At 41.5% G+C, this 15,978-nt stretch carries 14 protein-coding genes; 4 read left to right on the forward strand and 10 right to left on the reverse strand.

Going from position 1 to position 15,978, the window contains the following annotated elements; all coding sequences use genetic code 11:
* Positions 1-4 precede the first annotated feature (4 nt).
* The 5 genes from acnD to FHS24_RS01735 all read right to left on the reverse strand — a co-directional run bounded on the left by acnD (position 5) and on the right by FHS24_RS01735 (position 8,069).
* A complete protein-coding gene (gene acnD / locus FHS24_RS01715; protein ID WP_201599027.1) occupies positions 5-2,638 on the reverse strand; it encodes a Fe/S-dependent 2-methylisocitrate dehydratase AcnD in 2,634 nt (877 codons plus the stop codon).
* Positions 2,639-2,889: 251 nt separating this feature from the next.
* Positions 2,890-4,029, reverse strand: a complete 1,140-nt coding sequence (gene prpC, locus FHS24_RS01720) for a bifunctional 2-methylcitrate synthase/citrate synthase (RefSeq protein ID WP_183618202.1) — start codon at positions 4,027-4,029, stop codon at positions 2,890-2,892.
* A gap of 115 nt (positions 4,030-4,144) precedes the next feature.
* Positions 4,145-5,035 (reverse strand): methylisocitrate lyase, encoded by an 891-nt coding sequence (gene prpB / locus FHS24_RS01725; protein WP_183618204.1) that lies wholly within the window; start codon positions 5,033-5,035, stop codon positions 4,145-4,147.
* A 393-nt stretch (positions 5,036-5,428) separates the two neighbouring features.
* A complete protein-coding gene (locus FHS24_RS01730; RefSeq protein ID WP_183618206.1) occupies positions 5,429-6,721 on the reverse strand; it encodes an NRAMP family divalent metal transporter in 1,293 nt (430 codons plus the stop codon).
* 316 nt (positions 6,722-7,037) lie between these two features.
* Positions 7,038-8,069 (reverse strand): LysR family transcriptional regulator, encoded by a 1,032-nt coding sequence (locus tag FHS24_RS01735; RefSeq protein WP_183618208.1) that lies wholly within the window; start codon positions 8,067-8,069, stop codon positions 7,038-7,040.
* A gap of 257 nt (positions 8,070-8,326) precedes the next feature.
* On the opposite strand from FHS24_RS01735, the gene FHS24_RS01740 reads away from it, so the two are divergent.
* Both FHS24_RS01740 and FHS24_RS01745 read left to right on the forward strand, forming a co-directional pair.
* Entirely contained in the window at positions 8,327-9,385 is a 1,059-nt protein-coding gene (locus tag FHS24_RS01740) for a hypothetical protein (protein ID WP_183618210.1), read from the forward strand.
* A gap of 167 nt (positions 9,386-9,552) precedes the next feature.
* A complete protein-coding gene (locus tag FHS24_RS01745; protein WP_183618212.1) occupies positions 9,553-10,299 on the forward strand; it encodes a hypothetical protein in 747 nt (248 codons plus the stop codon).
* A gap of 84 nt (positions 10,300-10,383) precedes the next feature.
* On the opposite strand, the gene FHS24_RS01750 is transcribed toward FHS24_RS01745, so the two are convergent.
* Both FHS24_RS01750 and FHS24_RS01755 read right to left on the reverse strand, forming a co-directional pair.
* Positions 10,384-10,707 (reverse strand): nitrite reductase (NAD(P)H) small subunit, encoded by a 324-nt coding sequence (locus FHS24_RS01750; protein WP_183618213.1) that lies wholly within the window; start codon positions 10,705-10,707, stop codon positions 10,384-10,386.
* Positions 10,708-10,919: 212 nt separating this feature from the next.
* Positions 10,920-11,135, reverse strand: a complete 216-nt coding sequence (locus tag FHS24_RS01755) for a hypothetical protein (RefSeq protein ID WP_183618214.1) — start codon at positions 11,133-11,135, stop codon at positions 10,920-10,922.
* An 836-nt stretch (positions 11,136-11,971) separates the two neighbouring features.
* On the opposite strand from FHS24_RS01755, the gene FHS24_RS01760 reads away from it, so the two are divergent.
* On the forward strand, positions 11,972-12,985 hold the full coding sequence (locus FHS24_RS01760; protein WP_183618216.1) for a glycosyltransferase: 1,014 nt from the start codon (positions 11,972-11,974) through the stop codon (positions 12,983-12,985).
* 180 nt (positions 12,986-13,165) lie between these two features.
* Here the strand turns inward: FHS24_RS01760 and FHS24_RS01765 are convergent, their stop codons facing one another.
* Positions 13,166-13,639, reverse strand: a complete 474-nt coding sequence (locus tag FHS24_RS01765; protein ID WP_183618218.1) for a hypothetical protein — start codon at positions 13,637-13,639, stop codon at positions 13,166-13,168.
* 245 nt (positions 13,640-13,884) lie between these two features.
* Here FHS24_RS01765 and FHS24_RS01770 point away from each other — a divergent pair, with 245 nt between their 5' ends.
* Entirely contained in the window at positions 13,885-14,559 is a 675-nt protein-coding gene (locus FHS24_RS01770; protein WP_183618220.1) for a hypothetical protein, read from the forward strand.
* A gap of 149 nt (positions 14,560-14,708) precedes the next feature.
* Here the strand turns inward: FHS24_RS01770 and FHS24_RS01775 are convergent, their stop codons facing one another.
* Positions 14,709-15,128, reverse strand: coding sequence for a hypothetical protein (locus FHS24_RS01775; RefSeq protein WP_183618222.1), 420 nt, complete (start codon positions 15,126-15,128; stop codon positions 14,709-14,711).
* Positions 15,129-15,188: 60 nt separating this feature from the next.
* Entirely contained in the window at positions 15,189-15,932 is a 744-nt protein-coding gene (locus tag FHS24_RS01780) for a M90 family metallopeptidase (protein WP_183618224.1), read from the reverse strand.
* Positions 15,933-15,978 lie beyond the last annotated feature (46 nt).

Below are 15,978 nucleotides of genomic sequence, written 5' to 3' on the forward strand. Positions count from 1 at the left end.
ACGCTTACGCAATATCTAACGTGCCATCGATAAATTCTTTGGCAAAGCGCTGTAGCATACCACCCGCGTTATACATTTTAACTTCATCAGCCGTATCTAAACGACATTTCACTGAGGCTTTATCGACAGTGCCATCTGTGCGGTTAATGACCAGTGTCATCTCACCACCAGCCGACACTTTGCCTTCGATATCAAATACTTCTGTACCATCGATATTTAGGGTATTACGATTGACACCTTCTTTAAATTGCAAAGGTAGTGCGCCCATACCGACCAAGTTTTGACGATGGATACGCTCAAAATCTTCTGCGACGACGACTTCTACGCCAGCTAAACGCACACCTTTGGCAGCCCAGTCACGGCTTGAGCCTTGACCATAGCCATCACCTGCGATGATGATCAGTGGCTGTTCACGATTCATATAGGTTTCAATCGCTTCCCACATGCGCATGACTTGACCTTCAGGTTCTACTCTAGCAAGCGAACCTTGGATAACCTCACCTTTCTCGTCACGTACCATCTCGTTCAGCAACTTAGGATTGGCAAAGGTCGCACGCTGAGCCGTTAAATGATCACCGCGATGGGTTGCGTAAGAGTTATAGTCTTCCGCAGGTAAACCCATGGTATCAAGATACTCACCAGCTGCTGAGTCACCCAAAATCGCATTAGACGGTGATAAATGATCAGTAGTAATATTGTCACCTAATACCGCCAATGGACGCATACCTTTTAGCTTATTCATTGCTGCCATTTTGCCTTCCCAATACGGCGGACGACGGATATAAGTGGTCATCTCGCGCCAGTCATAGAGTGGGCTTAACGCTTTACCTGTGTCTTTTTTGGCTTCATCAAACATAGGGATATAAACAGCATTGAATTGCTCAGGCTTCACCGCTTTAGCAACGATGGCATCAACTTCATCATCATCGAACCAGATATCTTTGAGATAAACGTCGTTGCCGTTTTGGTCTTTGCCTAACGCGTCTTTTTCAATATCAAAGCGGATATTACCGGCGATAGCATAGGCAATCACTAATGGCGGTGACGCTAAGAATGCTTGCTTGGCATACGGGTGGATACGACCATCAAAGTTACGGTTACCAGATAACACCGCAGTGGTAAACAGATCGTTATCGATGATTTCTTTTTCGATGTCAGGATCAAGCGCACCACTCATGCCATTACAAGTGGTACAAGCAAAGCCAACTACGTCAAAGCCGATTTCTTGTAGCTCAGACATCAGACCAGCTTCTTCTAAGTACATTTTTACCGTTTTAGAACCAGGAGCTAATGATGATTTCACCCAAGGCTTACGTAATAAGCCTTTCTCATTAGCATTACGAGCGACGAGGCCAGCAGCAACCATATTGCGTGGGTTAGAAGTATTAGTACAGCTGGTAATCGCGGCGATAATAACCGCACCATCTGGCATCAGACCATCTTTTGGTTCAGGTAATTTATCTTCAGGAGAATGGGCAATGCCTTTAGCAACCAAATCCGTGGTGGATACGCGCGCATGCGGACGTGAAGGACCCGCCATATTACGGACGACTGCAGACAAGTCAAACTCAAGCACACGCGCGTATTCCGCATTTTCCATGCCATCAGCCCATAGACCGGTTTGCTTGGCATACTGCTCAACCAATTTGATTTGGGCTTCACTACGACCGGTTAGGCGTAAATAGTCGATGGTTTGCTCATCGATATAGAACATCGCCGCGGTTGCGCCGTATTCAGGGGTCATATTGGAGATAGACGCACGGTCACCGACGCTCAGTTGGCGCGCACCTTCACCGAAGAACTCGATATAGGTAGAGACTACGCCAGCATCACGTAGGAACTCGGTCATGGCTAGTACTAAATCGGTACCGGTAATGCCTTTTTGCAGTTTGCCTGTTAGCTTAACACCAACGTAATCCGGTAGGCGCATATATGATGGGTTACCCAACATCACGCTTTCAGCTTCAAGGCCACCAACACCGATTGATATGACACCCAAAGCATCAACCATAGGCGTATGGCTATCGGTACCGACGAGCGTATCAGCAAAGGCAACTTCTTCACCGGCTTTGTTTTTGACCACTTGCACAACAGGCGACATTTTCTCTAAGTTAATTTGATGCATGATGCCGTTACCAGGTGGTACGACGTTGACGTTATCAAAGGCATACTGACACCAATTGATAAAGTGAAAACGATCATCGTTACGGCGCTCTTCGATGGCGCGGTTTTTCTCAAAGGCATTTTCTTCAAAGCCTGCATGCTCAACGGCTAGTGAATGGTCAACAATCAATTGCGTTGGTACAATTGGATTTACTTTTGATGGGTCGCCGCCTTGCTCAGCGATGGCATCACGTAGACCTGCCAAATCAACAAAAGCGGTCTGACCTAGGATGTCATGACAAACGACGCGGGCAGGGTACCAAGGAAAATCTAAATCTTGTTTGCCTTCAATATGCTGCTTAAGCGCAGCCGTTAAGTCTTCTGGTGGGCAACGGCGTACCAAGTTTTCACACAATACTTTTGAGCAGAACGGTAACTTGTCATACGCGCCAGCTTCGATGTTTTCGATCGCTTCACGGGTATCAAAGTAATACAAGTCTGTGCCAGGTAATGGCTTTTTGAATGAATCATTCATCGGTTGTACAAGGGCGTTGTCCATAAGTCACCTTTAGCTGTTGGCTGGTTTAAATTTAAAAAATTGTCATTCTTTTAGCAAAATCATCAGTCAAATTAGAAGTTAGAAGAAGGCTTTGCTAAAAAAACATGGTTAAAAAGAAAGTAAGGTTATTAAGAATAAGGTTTAACTGCTAAATTGTGTATATATCTAGCAGTTAAACGGGTTATCTCGCATAAGCACTTATACGAGATAGTAAATACACATATGGATTAACGTGCGCTCATCTCTGGTACTGGGCGCAACTCTTCACCGGTATATTCCGCACTTGGGCGAATGATACGGTTGTTAGCACGTTGCTCAAATACGTGTGCTGCCCAGCCCGTTAGACGCGAACAGACAAAGATTGGCGTGAACAGTTTGGTTGGAATGCCCATGAAGTGATAGGCCGAGGCATGGAAAAAGTCAGCATTACAGAACAGTTTTTTCTCACGCCACATGACTTCTTCACAACGTACTGATACTGGGTATAATACTTCGTCACCAACGTCAGCAGCGAGCTTTTCAGCCCAGCCTTTAATGACGACGTTACGTGGGTCTGATTCACTATAAATAGCATGACCAAAGCCCATGATTTTGTCTTTACGCGCCAGCATTGCCATCATCTCTTTTTCAGCTTCATCTGGTGAGCTAAAACCTTCAATCATATCCATCGCAGCTTCGTTGGCGCCACCATGCAAATGACCACGTAACGAACCAATCGCGCCAGTGATACAAGAATGAATGTCAGACAAGGTAGAGGCACATACGCGAGCAGTAAAGGTTGAGGCATTAAACTCATGCTCTGCATACAAGATTAATGAGACGTTCATCACCTTAGTATGTAGCTCATTTGGCTTCTCGCCTTTGAGTAGATGTAAGAAATGACCGCCAATCGTATCATCATCAGTTTCTGTCTCAATACGCACGTTGTCGTGAGTAAAACGATACCAATAATTGATGATTGATGGGAATACCGCCAGCATGCGGTCGGTTTTATCATTCTCTTGTGAGAAGTCAGTTTCCATCTCAAGGTTACCAAGCATAGAGCAACCAGTACGCAATACATCCATTGGATGGGCTTCCGCAGGGATACGCTCAAGGACGTCCTTTAATGCTTGTGGTAAGCCACGTAAGCCTTTCAATTTAGTTTGATAGGCATCAAGCTCACTTTGGGTAGGCAAGTTGCCGTATAGCAACATATAAGCGACTTCTTCAAAGATGCATTTGTCCGCAAGTTCTGACACGTCATAACCGCGATAGGTCAAACCAGAGCCTGATTTGCCAACGGTAGATAAAGCCGTCTTGCCTGCGACTTGACCACGTAGGCCTGCGCCTGACAATACTTTTGTTGACTGGTTTTGTGCTGCCATAGTAAATTCCTTTTGTTGGTAGCTTGTGTGAGATAAATAATCAAGATGCTGCAAATATAAAATACTGCGTTGGCACGCTCATTGATAGTAATACCAACGCTTTTGACCGCTAAATCTACTTATTATCTGCAAATAATTTGTCTAGCGTTTGTTCAAACTCATGATAGTTTAGGAAATCATAGAGCTCCATACGAGTTTGCATGGTATCGACAACGTTTTCTTGTGTGCCATCATTGAGTAGATGCTGATAAACGTTTAATGCCGCTTTATTCATCGCACGGAATGCAGATAATGGATAAAGTACCATATCAACCCCAACCTCATATAGCTGTTCGGTAGTATAAAGGTCGGTCTGACCAAACTCAGTCATATTGGCTAGGATTGGGATATCAAGTACATCGGTAAACTTACGGTACATCTCGATATCAGTCAATGCTTCTGCAAAAATCATGTCAGCACCCGCTTCTTGAAAAGCAACGGCGCGCTCAACCGCTGCATCAAGACCTTCAACAGACAAGGCATCAGTACGAGCCATCACCACAAAATCTTTGTCAACTTTGGCATCAAGTGCTGCTTTTAAGCGATCAACCATCTCTGAGATGCTAACGATTTCTTTGTTTGGGCGATGGCCACAGCGCTTTTGCGCCACTTGGTCTTCTATATGCACGGCCGCAACGCCTGCTTTTTCCATTTTCTTAATAGTTTGGGCGATATTAAATGCACCGCCAAAGCCTGTATCGATATCGACCAATAAGGGCGTATCAACCGCATCGGTAATACGGCGCGCATCTTCCAAGACGTTATCAAGGCTCGTCATACCCAAGTCAGGCAGACCAAATGAGGCATTGGCCACGCCAGCACCAGAGAGGTACAAGGCTTGATGACCGACTTGGGTTGCCATCATCGCTGTATATGCGTTAATCGCACCAGCAATCTGTAGCGGTTGGTTGTTATCGTTTTTTTGTTTCATTGCACTGCGAAAGCGAGCGCCAGCTGATAAAGTCATGTCGTAGTCCTTACGTGGAGAGAGAATCTTATTAATATGGGGCAAGGTGTCATTGTTGTGCCTGATTATACCCAATTATCCATGCTTACAAAGCGGTGTTTTATATCCGCTCATTATTAATACTTCATACAATTATTAATATATATAAATTAATTCATATTATGAATAGTAATATCCATTTTTTAGAGATTTGCTGAGATTACTATTCATTTTGCTAAAATTATAAAATTTGCACTATATTATTATTTACATTTAGTTACAAATAGCTTGATTCTCTAATCTTTTGATTCCATGTTCAATGAATAAATAATATGACTTATAAATAAAAAGCCCTGATAGCTTAGCTAAAAGGGCTTTTATGATAAAGGGCGTTCTAAGTACTTTTAATCAAATTTAACCAAGAAATCCAGCAAGATTGGCTAGGAACAATAGCGCAAAACTTGCCAAGAATATCAGTCCTGCAATTGATAAGGCATTCATACCGGCTGATATTTTTTGATGACTGCGTACCAGTGAGTAGTTAAGCCAACCAAAGATAGGCGCAGAGACAAATGCCGATATCATAGCAAACTTCAGCATTGAGCCTAGTTGTCCGGTAAAGAAGGTGATAATCACCAGTCCGCCACCAATTGCGTAAGTGGTCCAAAAAGCGATTTGTTTTTTATTAATCTCGCTTTGACCTTTAATCAAACGCCAGCATTCAGCATTGGCACGTCCATAGCCATCAGCGCAGGTAATGGTGGTACCAAACATGCACATAAAGGCGACGAAAGCGACCAGTAGTCGTGACCATTCACCAATGGTTGCCGTATACATATTAATCAGCTGATTAATATAGGCACCACCAACCAGCTCAATCTCTTGACCTGAGCCATACTGGACAAAGACCCCTAACGCTAAGAAAAACAGTGCCAAAATAGCTGAAACCGCATAGCCAACGTTGAAGTCCAATAAGCCTTGGCGATGCGTGGTGTTGTCAGCTTTTCTTTTCGCTGACGTCCACATCGAGGTAATGGCAGCAAATTCAAGCGGTGCTGGCATCCAGCCCATCAGCGCCACAATGAAACCTAAAGTCGCAAGATTCCAAGGAGAGGCTGCAACAAAATCTACCGCCATCACTGTTGGTTTGCCTGCGGCAATCACGACCGCTGCTACCGTGGCTGACGTCAAGGCAATCATAATCCACTTAGTCACGCCATCGAGCAGCTTATAATGACCGGCAATCAAAAAGAACCATGAGACCGCAACGATGATTAAAGCCAAACTCATAGTGGAGAGACCAAGAGAGGCGGGCAGCATAAAGCCCAATATCACCGCTGCAATCAAGGATACTGCACCGGTACTAATCACTGCTGATAGTATAGAGAGGAGAAAATAAATCCAAAGATAGGCTTTCGAGCGTTTGGCATAGCCTGCGATTAAACTCTCGCCAGTATCATAAACATAATCGGTACCGAAGCGAAAAAACGGGTACTTAAAAACGTTAGCCAGAATAATCATAATCGCCAGCTGCCAGCCATAGAGCGCACCAGCTTGTGTCGATGAAATAAGATGCGAGCCACCGATAGCAGCGGTCGCCATTAAGATACCGGGTCCAAAAATCCGCCAGCTAAATCCTTCTTGCTGCGGGGTCACGGTAGCGCCATCATCCGTGGCGCTCGGGTTGTTGAGTGGTTGTGTGGTCATGAATACCTCGAAATGGTTAAAACGGCAAATTATCACTTACCTGTGTCAGCTTGCCAATGATCATGAGAGAAACGATTTATTAGATATCTAAATATAAAACGATTCGTCTTGTATCGACTTTAGCATAATGCTGCTAGACAGGATAATGATTATTCTAATTATTATTACTAATAGTTTGCATGCCCATTCTCGATAGTTAGCATAATAAAATATGAATATCAAGGGTTTTAAGCAAGTATTTTTTTGCCGGGTATTTATAACACAATACGCCGCCGATATCTGCCATTTGGCGCTATTTAGAGCGGTTTAATGCGCTTTAACGCTGTGAGGTAAAGCTTTGCTTACGATAAGTGATACCGCGGCGCTCATATACTTGGTAAATCGCGCTCAGCAGGTCAGGGATTTTAGGATGGACAAAGTCTTTTAGAGTATGTAAATAAATAGGAGAGGTGGCATTTTCATGCAGCAGGCGGCGATAGACGATCTGCTCGGTGCGCACCGTTTTTAAGCTGGCAGGTACCAAGGTAATGCCTTCACCCGCGGCAACCAAGCCGAGCGCCACTTGTAAATCACTGACGGTGGTGGTCATAAATGGTGAGATGCCATATTGGGCAAACAGATGTAGCAAGGGTTCAGTCACCGGTTCGAGAGAAGGCTGATCGTTAGATGACTGTTTATGTCGGCTGCTGCTTTTATCGTTAGCAGCGATGTTCCTAATAGAAGGGTTAGTAGGTTGGGCAGTCGTTGATATAGGCAGGTGGGTTTGATGGTATAAAATCAAACGGTTATTTGCCAAATCAATCAGGCGTTGCTCATCAATATGAGCAAGCGCATGCGCTTTAGGAAGCGCCACCATATAACGCTCATGACGCAATAATATTTGCTGAATCCACGGGTCTTGATGGGCAAAGCGCCCGAAACCTATGTCAATCTCACCAGTTTTCAAGGCTTCAATTTGCTGATAGGAGCTGATGTCCTTGAGATTGACCTCAATATCGGGATTCGATTGCTTGAGCTTAGCGATGACTTCGGGCAATAAGCCGTACAGCACTGATGGCACAAAGCCAATATTTAAAGCAGCACTTGGCGCTGATAAGCGTTGGGTCATGCTAGTAACCGTATCAATCTCCGTCAGTATCGCGCTGATTTTATCGTAAAAGAAGACACCCGCTTCTGTTAGATGCAGCGGTCTATGATACCGGTCAACCAATTCTACGCCCATATCGGTCTCAAGCTGCTTGAGCAGCCGGCTGAGCGTCGGTTGTGATAGCCCTGTTTTGGTGGCTGCGGCGCTAAAGCTTCTTAGGTCCGCGATAGCAATAAAAGCATTGAGCTGTTTTAAATCCATATTGTGATGCCCATCTGTCTACGACGCTTATTTAACCAGATATGCTGGCTATTTTATATAAATAGGAAGAACAAGCGTAAAATTATACTTGAAGGAGAGGAGGCGACCCACTATATTGTGTGGTAACGATAGTGTTACAATTTAGCAAACAATTGATGTAAATTAGCCATACCGACAAAACGTGCAAACAAGCTGTATTTACCCTCATTCTAGCAATTATCTATTTTTCGTGGCATTCACTGTTCTGGTATCACTTCATGAGCGATAAAAAAAGCAACCAAAGTGCGGATTTAGAGGCAAATTTAGCGAAAATTGCTAATGCTAAGCCACGAAGACGTTCGCGTAAAGACAACATTTATGAGCGCTTTATCACGCGTGTCGAAAATGTAGACAGCACCGATAATAATACCAATCGCGAACAAGCTAATGTCAATGAAGGCAGGCTTGCGCCATTAAAACCGCTAAAAAACGCTGATAAGCTTTCATCATACGAGCCTCTGAGTGCAGCAGAGCTAGAATTATTTGCTAGCCAGCAAGGTGAGTTGCAACAAGAGAGCAGTCTACAGGGAACGAGTACCACAAGCACGGGTGTTAATTTAGATTTTTCCGACGAAAACGAGTATTTGGATAAAAGTCATGCAGCAATCGTCAATATAAATGACTCATCCAATACTGAAGCAGATAACGACTATGCAGACAAGACTAACAATACTACTGCCAGAGAGACATCTTCATTTTCTAGTGCAGCGCCTTTAGATGATGCGAATCACATTACTGAAATCTCTGTAAGCTCTAAAAAAGACGAAAGTATTGATATTAAAAGCCTTGCTGTCGATGATATAGCCACACAAAGCTCCACTAAATTAATTCCAGCAAAAGATAAGAAGCTGGTGAGTAGCAAAAAACCGCTTATCATCGGGATGATAGTTGGCTCATTATTGATTGCGGCGGTCGTATTGGCTCTTATCTTTACTGGATTCTTATCAACCAATAAATCGACTGAGCCGACGCTACCTGCTAATGCTGGCACGCCGAAAAGTAATAATGACAGCAGTGGCAATAAGGTAGCTACAGAAAATAATACGCTCGATGCTAGCAATCAATCAACTGTGGATTCTCAAACCAGTGTGTCAAGCACTGGTAATGAAGACGTTGATAATAAAAATCCTGCCAAGAATACACAAGCAGCCGATGGTCAATCTACAGCAGCCACGACCAATAATTCAGAAGACGAAGCGGCATTCGAGCCTGCCATTACATACGAGGATTTTAGAGAAGAGTCACAAAGTACGTTATTTCGTGAGACCAAAGATTAAGAAGGCTTAATGGAGTAGAAAGGCTCTAAATCTGTGCTTTTATACCGTTTATCCGGTAATCCTAGCGCTCATACCAAAAACCATTGCATCGTATCATAGGTTACGTATCATCATATAAAGACGCGGGTATATACTGCTAATTACATATATGAATATGGTACTGACTGATGAGTCCCTCAAGTAATGACATGAACCCTGATATCGCTACAGAGCTGCCTAGCAGTAGTCTGAATAGTGATGATGTTATCTTGAATATCGAGGGTCGGAACCGTATGCGCCAGCCCTATGAGCGCTACATGCAGCAACAAACCATGCAAAAAGCATTAGAAAATGTTGCAGAGGATGCGACTACGGTATATGAGCAGAGCGAGCACCGTCAATCCTCAGATATCATTCATTATAACGAAACAGTCACATCTCACCAATCAACCCCTCCATTTTGTGCTGAAACCTCTAAACCTACAAAGAGTAGGTCGCTTAATCATGCCAAGTTTCTCAGTGTCATTGCTATCTTTTGCGCTGTATTCTTGCTTGCCGTGTTTGCCTTTAACTACTTACTCTCAAAAAACTCTCAGGTGCCACTGGGGACTAACAGTGCGTCCGTTGCTAAGAATGCAGACTCTGCCAAGCAAATGAATGCAGACGTAACAATGGACCCTAATTCTAATCCTAGTTTCATTGCACCCCGAGATGAGAAGCAAAATAGTGATGAGCAAATCAATGCTATAAAAGTTAAAACAGCACTTAGTGAGCATGATTTTAGACAAGAGGCGCAGAATAACTTATTCCGTGATCCAGAACAGCAGGCCAGCCAAAAATCTGACATTGCCATCCGGCCAGAAATTAACCAACAGGCTTTTAAAGCAGAAGCTAAGAGTATCTTGTATCGGGATGAGATTAGAGCAGGTGAATAATCTGAGACGGTCTTAATTTCAAAACCTATCTCAGATTATTGTGCTGGCTATTAGTTAAAATATACGTGAGAGCAAACCAACACCTTAGACAACTTCCATTTCTAATATTGCAGATGAAGTTTCTAACTGACTATATTTTATCACCACATCATTATCTTCAAGACTGGTATTAAGCTCAACATTATAAGTAGCAAGCGTGACACTCTTATCATCCAAACATTGACCAGTAGCAAGGTTAAAGCGCGGCTTATAAATAGGTGAGGCCACATATAGCACCGCTTCATCAATTCTAGCATCGTTGGTAACAGTAGTACCACCTATTAACCCTCTAGATAATACATTGGCCTGACTAAAGGGGTCATAATTATCAAGCGCGAACAGCTTAGCCTCTTTGGTGTGAAATCCCATTCACACACATTTAGGATAATCTCGCTAGTGATGTCATTCACTCTCATATCACCAATTTTGTGGCACATGTACCTAAGCACAAGTTCCAAAACTTGAGCGTCGACTCACTGAATGTCACCTTGTTTACTTAACCTTATAAGGCGCGTTTTTTAAGTGCGCATATTTATTGGTTTTTTCTTATTAGTGGCGGGCTTTGGGGTGAACACCTTTCGCTACAAGGCTAAGTTAAGTATAGACACCGCTTTGTACTTAACCTCATATAAGCTGGCATCATCAATATTGCATAGCATGATTTTGGGGCGCTTGCCTTCAAGGTGTGGATGCGCGTAACGCAGGCAATACGATTTTTTGCGATTTGGCGAAACCTGCACACTCAAACCTGCAATACCCGAAATACTAACCGAATACGAATTATTTTGAGCACTCATCTATGTTTATCTAGTAATCGGACATCTTAATGGACACCTAAAACATCAATGGTATCCGGTTACCCAGAATCTAAAACACCCTCATTTTTCGATAGATTGATTTGCTGTCCGCAGTTCTTTTCGAATCTGCAATAATCTATATTATTTGCTCTTGCGCTTATTTTGTCTGTTCTATTAATTCAATTTGGTAGGTTTACTTATTGTTTATATCTACCCAAGTAATTCCTTATTTTGCGCTTTCTGTACATCTTTTTGTTTCGTCAGCTCAAACTGCCGTTCTGATAGTTGCTTAACTCTTCAATCAATCGGATTAAATGCGTTTATTTATAGCTAATAGTATAAAGTTTAGCTTGCAATATATTCATTAAAAGTTATATATTGATTTGAAGTCGTTTAATACAAGGTATAGAATTACTTTACTTGACTATTATAAAAATACTACGTTATTGACAATTACATTGCCATCGAAGTCTACTTCATACATGTAGAAGCTACTCTAAAAAACGGTTACGTTTTTTAGAGTGTTTTAATGACAAATATTAATAACGATGACACCTTAAATCCTCTGCTCAAATACATGCCTGTTTGTGATTTTAAGTATGACAAAGATACAAACCTCTTAAATATTGAAAGAAATAAAATCCGTAGGCCATTCCGTTTAGCTCGTATTTTGGTCTCTTAAATTATTGCTCAAGATGAATTGATTTATTCTGTTAAAAAGTTTTTCTAAAAATAGGGTAGGGCTGACGTATTTCTAGTAGAAACAGTGTGTTTTGGTACTTTCTATTTTAAATTGGCTGCTATACCTAACTTATTTTTTATGAGGGGTTATCTTTATGTATTTGAGTCTGATAGTGCCTTTTTACAATAGAGATATTTCTTCTTTGACTCTATTAAAAACTCTGACTGAATTGTCTCTAGATGGTGTAGAAATAATTCTTGTTGACGATGGGTCTACAGATAACACTTATCTTGACCTTAGTAACTATAAGGATAGTTTCCCAGATCAAAATATACAATTGATAAAGCAGGGTAATAAAGGTCCTGGTGGTGCGAGAAACGCAGGATTAAAACTCTCTCAAGCCAAATATGTTTGGTTTGTTGATTCAGATGATGATATTACGCAGGAAGCTGTTGATTTTATTAAGGAGTACAGCGCCGGTAATTACGACGTTATTCATTTTAACTACTCGGCAAGGGGTATAGAAAAGAGTGGTCTAGAGGTAGCTCCTGGTAGTTATATTAATCCTACAGAGGTTCGTACAATTTTATTAGGCAGTCTTGTGCCGTTGTGGTCCAATGTTTATAGGCGTGAAATGCTTATTGATAATGATATTTACTACCCAGAATATTGCTATTATGAAGATAATTCGCTTGACTTTATATATCCTTTTTTTGTAAAGAGCTTGCTAAATACAAATATTCTTGCTTATAAGTATAATGAAGACAATGAGTCTATAGTTAGATCTAAACCCAATCCAAGAACGCTTGACCGACTATATACGGCCGAATATGGGTTTAAAGAGGGTTTAAAACATACATTAAGTAAAGATGAGGTTGATATTCTAGAAAAATTATTTGTGCGTCTGTATCTAGTGAATAGCGTAGGTAAATATACAACCATAAATCCTAGTAAACAATGGATTGTTATGTGGCGGATAATGAAAGACTATCGAAGATTAGCGAAAGATTTAAATATAAGATACTCTTTCTTCGATGCTTATAATAATTTACCAGAATTAAGTTCTAAGTTTAAATTGTTTTTATATTTTCACTGGCTGTCTTCGTATATATTACCTGGAAATACGGCAAAGTATTTCGAGAGTGTCCGTAGGAAGGCTTGGCAATAATGTAAAGGATGTTTGACATATTGATGAACTTAATATCGCATATACTTCATTTAACATAATATACATTATGCGAAAACAAACCAACGGTCTTAAGCGTTTCGAGTAACTTACTTTATCTAGCACTAACTAATTTCTATTTTACTTATTCGAAAATATTTTTATCAATGTTTCAGATTTCATTTAACGACAAGCATTTTGCAAATGCTCTCTTAAAGATGAGCCGTCCTCATCTAAGATAACATCTGCCACTTGGCAGGCAGAATCATCACAGGACAATTCATAATACACATCATTGCCTTGCGCCAAGCTGACTTGAACCAATCCTTGTGTGGTCACTGAAAACTTTTTCTCTTGTTCATAGTCAGGATCTTGGGAGCTCCACAACACGTCATAACCAATATGACATGACGTTTGCTCTCTAGCAAAGTAATCTTGCTCCAGCCGCATGGCCGCCTGTAGCTCTTGGTTACCATATTGTTGTAATACCACCGGATAATCTTGACCCTGATTATTCACATCCTGCTGGTACATATCAGCGATTGTAGTGACTTTCATGGCAAAAGCCGTCTGTAATGCCTCTGTTAGATTGGCGGTCGCAGATATAGCAGAAAACCCTAGGAATAACATCATTATATAAAATAGTGTCTTCTGCATGACGTCCTCCATCTGCTATCACATATTTAGTATTATATTCATTAAAACAAATATAAACTACTACTTTACTGCGCAATTGTGTTGGTAAGGTTTCTCAAACAAAAACCTTGTTTACACAGCACCATTATTAACTTTGAGCAGTTATGAGTACTATTGATGAGCGAAACCCCTTTTAACTCAGTAATTACTTAGGTCTCAGGTCCAATGCCGTTATAATTTTAATAAGCTACGATAAGGATATTCTTATGATGCCGTCATCTCGTTCTAATATTTTTCAGTCAAGTTTTTATAAATTAACGACTGCTGCTTGCTTTATCTCCATACTTGTTGCGACTGGCTGCTCATCTTCCGCTGAATCCAATGTCAAAATACCAAGTCAGAAAAATGGTAATACCTCAGCGCCTATCGTCTCTGATGCCAGCCAGCAAACACTTAGACAGCAAGCATTACGGATTCAGCGTGCCCTAGCAAATGACGACTTTGCCCGTATCACCAATGATATCCATCCGACTCGCGGTGTGCGTTTTTCAATGTATGCCTATGTGCGCCCTGAGACCGATAAAGTCTTTAACCGTGAGCAATTCGCTCAATACCTACAACAAGCCAAAATCCGCTTTACTTGGGGTGATTTGGACGGTTCTGGCGACACATTGGTGATTCCGCTACCAGAATACTTAGATACATGGGTCGCTGGTGAGAAATATAACAATGCCAGTATCAGCGTTAATGAATTTAAGCATAGCGGCAGTATGATCAATAATTTAAAAGAGATTTACCCCAATTCAGAGTTTGTTGAGTTTTATTATAAAGGCTCAGAGCAATACTCTGGTATGGACTGGCGTATCCTGCGCTTAGTGTTTGATGAGTACCAAGGCAAACGTTATCTGGTTGCTATTGTAAATGAGCAATGGACGGTTTAAATAATTTTTACCTATAAAAACAAGTGCTTACAGTCATAAAAATCAATAACGGGCAGTGTTATTAAATCAATACACTGCCCTTTTATGGCTTTTTTAAGCTATTAAACGGATAATTTAGAAATTAGCGACTGAAAAATCCGTAAAAACATTTATAAACTGAGTAAACATTGATGGTTTTTATAGGTCATATAGAAGGTAGTAGCAGTACCCTTATTCTCTTTGCTTTCATATACTGGATAATCATACGCTTCCTCAAAAACGCCCTTATAACTATTTAGTTTATCCATACCTTTTGTAGTTAAATCTGATTTGTCGTTTATATTCATTAAATGATAAATGTCGCTATACTCAACCCCTTTTTGTCTCATCTCCATAATATTAAAAGCAAAAGCTGACTGAGTTGAACAAAAATCTTCATTATTATCAGATATATTTTGGACTTTATCGAGGGTTGAATCTATATATCCTCCTAATTCTTGCAGCTCTTTAGGATATTGTGAGGGAGCATTGATAGCATATGCTGTATGTGTTATCAGCAAAGCATAAATTAAAATTAGCAATTTTTTCATGAAATTCATATTCTCGTAAGTATGGTTTTTTCTAATTGCTTTTACCAAGACACCTTTCATTCATAGTGGTGTTTGGCGAAAAAACTTCACCATTATGTCGTAAATATCAGGGTAAGCATCAATCAGCTTTTGCGGCGTTTCAAAAAATACTTCGCTGAGTACCGCAAAAAACTCCGCAGGATTAGTCGCGCCATAACGGTCAAGACCTGATTTGTGATGGCTTTGAAAATCCTCAAAGTCTCGCGTCATAATCTCAGTCCAACGCGCAGGATCCATATCGGGTTGCAGCGGCGGAAAGCCATTGGCGCGACCATTTAGCATATCAAGCTTATGCACAAACTCATGAATGACAACATTGTGACCATCACGCTCACCTGAGTGTTTGGCATCCTTCCACGACAGAATAACGGGACCGCGCTGCCACGCTTCTCCGCTACGGTGCTGACTGCCCTCATGGACGATACCCAACTCATCTACGGTGGTGGTTTCGCTTTTATAAGAACCTGGATAAATAATAATGGCCGACCAGCCAGCGTACCACTCAAGGCTTAGGTTTAAAATAGGCAGGCAAGCTTGTAAGGCGATAGATTGCCTAACCGCATCGGTAATCTCAAAATCCTGCGCGCCAGTAATCGACTTATCCGCCAAAAACAACGTCGCCAGCTCAAACAAGCGTGTTAGCTCATCTTCGTTCAACCTATCAAGTATCACAATACGCTGAGCCGCTTGCAGCCAGTCAGCATGGGTAAACTCGCTGTTGTCCAATATACGCTGCTCGCGCCAGTCTTTTATCATGCTAAACATATTGAATATCCTCTAATTTTTGTCGTTAGACCGTGCTTTTTATTAT

The organism is Psychrobacter luti, assembly GCF_014192115.1.
GTDB lineage: Bacteria > Pseudomonadota > Gammaproteobacteria > Pseudomonadales > Moraxellaceae > Psychrobacter > Psychrobacter luti.

Bases quoted from the DNA above. Each gene is read 5' to 3' on its own strand.
- acnD (WP_201599027.1), bottom strand. From the start codon at position 2,638: ATGAATGATTCATTCAAAAAGCCATTACCTGGCACAGACTTGTATTAC.
- prpC (WP_183618202.1), bottom strand. From the start codon at position 4,029: ATGGCAGCACAAAACCAGTCAACAAAAGTATTGTCAGGCGCAGGCCTA.
- prpB (WP_183618204.1), bottom strand. From the start codon at position 5,035: ATGACTTTATCAGCTGGCGCTCGCTTTCGCAGTGCAATGAAACAAAAA.
- FHS24_RS01730 (WP_183618206.1), bottom strand. From the start codon at position 6,721: ATGACCACACAACCACTCAACAACCCGAGCGCCACGGATGATGGCGCT.
- FHS24_RS01735 (WP_183618208.1), bottom strand. From the start codon at position 8,069: ATGGATTTAAAACAGCTCAATGCTTTTATTGCTATCGCGGACCTAAGA.
- FHS24_RS01740 (WP_183618210.1), top strand. From the start codon at position 8,327: ATGAGCGATAAAAAAAGCAACCAAAGTGCGGATTTAGAGGCAAATTTA.
- FHS24_RS01745 (WP_183618212.1), top strand. From the start codon at position 9,553: ATGAGTCCCTCAAGTAATGACATGAACCCTGATATCGCTACAGAGCTG.
- FHS24_RS01750 (WP_183618213.1), bottom strand. From the start codon at position 10,707: ATGGGATTTCACACCAAAGAGGCTAAGCTGTTCGCGCTTGATAATTAT.
- FHS24_RS01755 (WP_183618214.1), bottom strand. From the start codon at position 11,135: ATGAGTGCTCAAAATAATTCGTATTCGGTTAGTATTTCGGGTATTGCA.
- FHS24_RS01760 (WP_183618216.1), top strand. From the start codon at position 11,972: ATGTATTTGAGTCTGATAGTGCCTTTTTACAATAGAGATATTTCTTCT.
- FHS24_RS01765 (WP_183618218.1), bottom strand. From the start codon at position 13,639: ATGCAGAAGACACTATTTTATATAATGATGTTATTCCTAGGGTTTTCT.
- FHS24_RS01770 (WP_183618220.1), top strand. From the start codon at position 13,885: ATGATGCCGTCATCTCGTTCTAATATTTTTCAGTCAAGTTTTTATAAA.
- FHS24_RS01775 (WP_183618222.1), bottom strand. From the start codon at position 15,128: ATGAAAAAATTGCTAATTTTAATTTATGCTTTGCTGATAACACATACA.
- FHS24_RS01780 (WP_183618224.1), bottom strand. From the start codon at position 15,932: ATGTTTAGCATGATAAAAGACTGGCGCGAGCAGCGTATATTGGACAAC.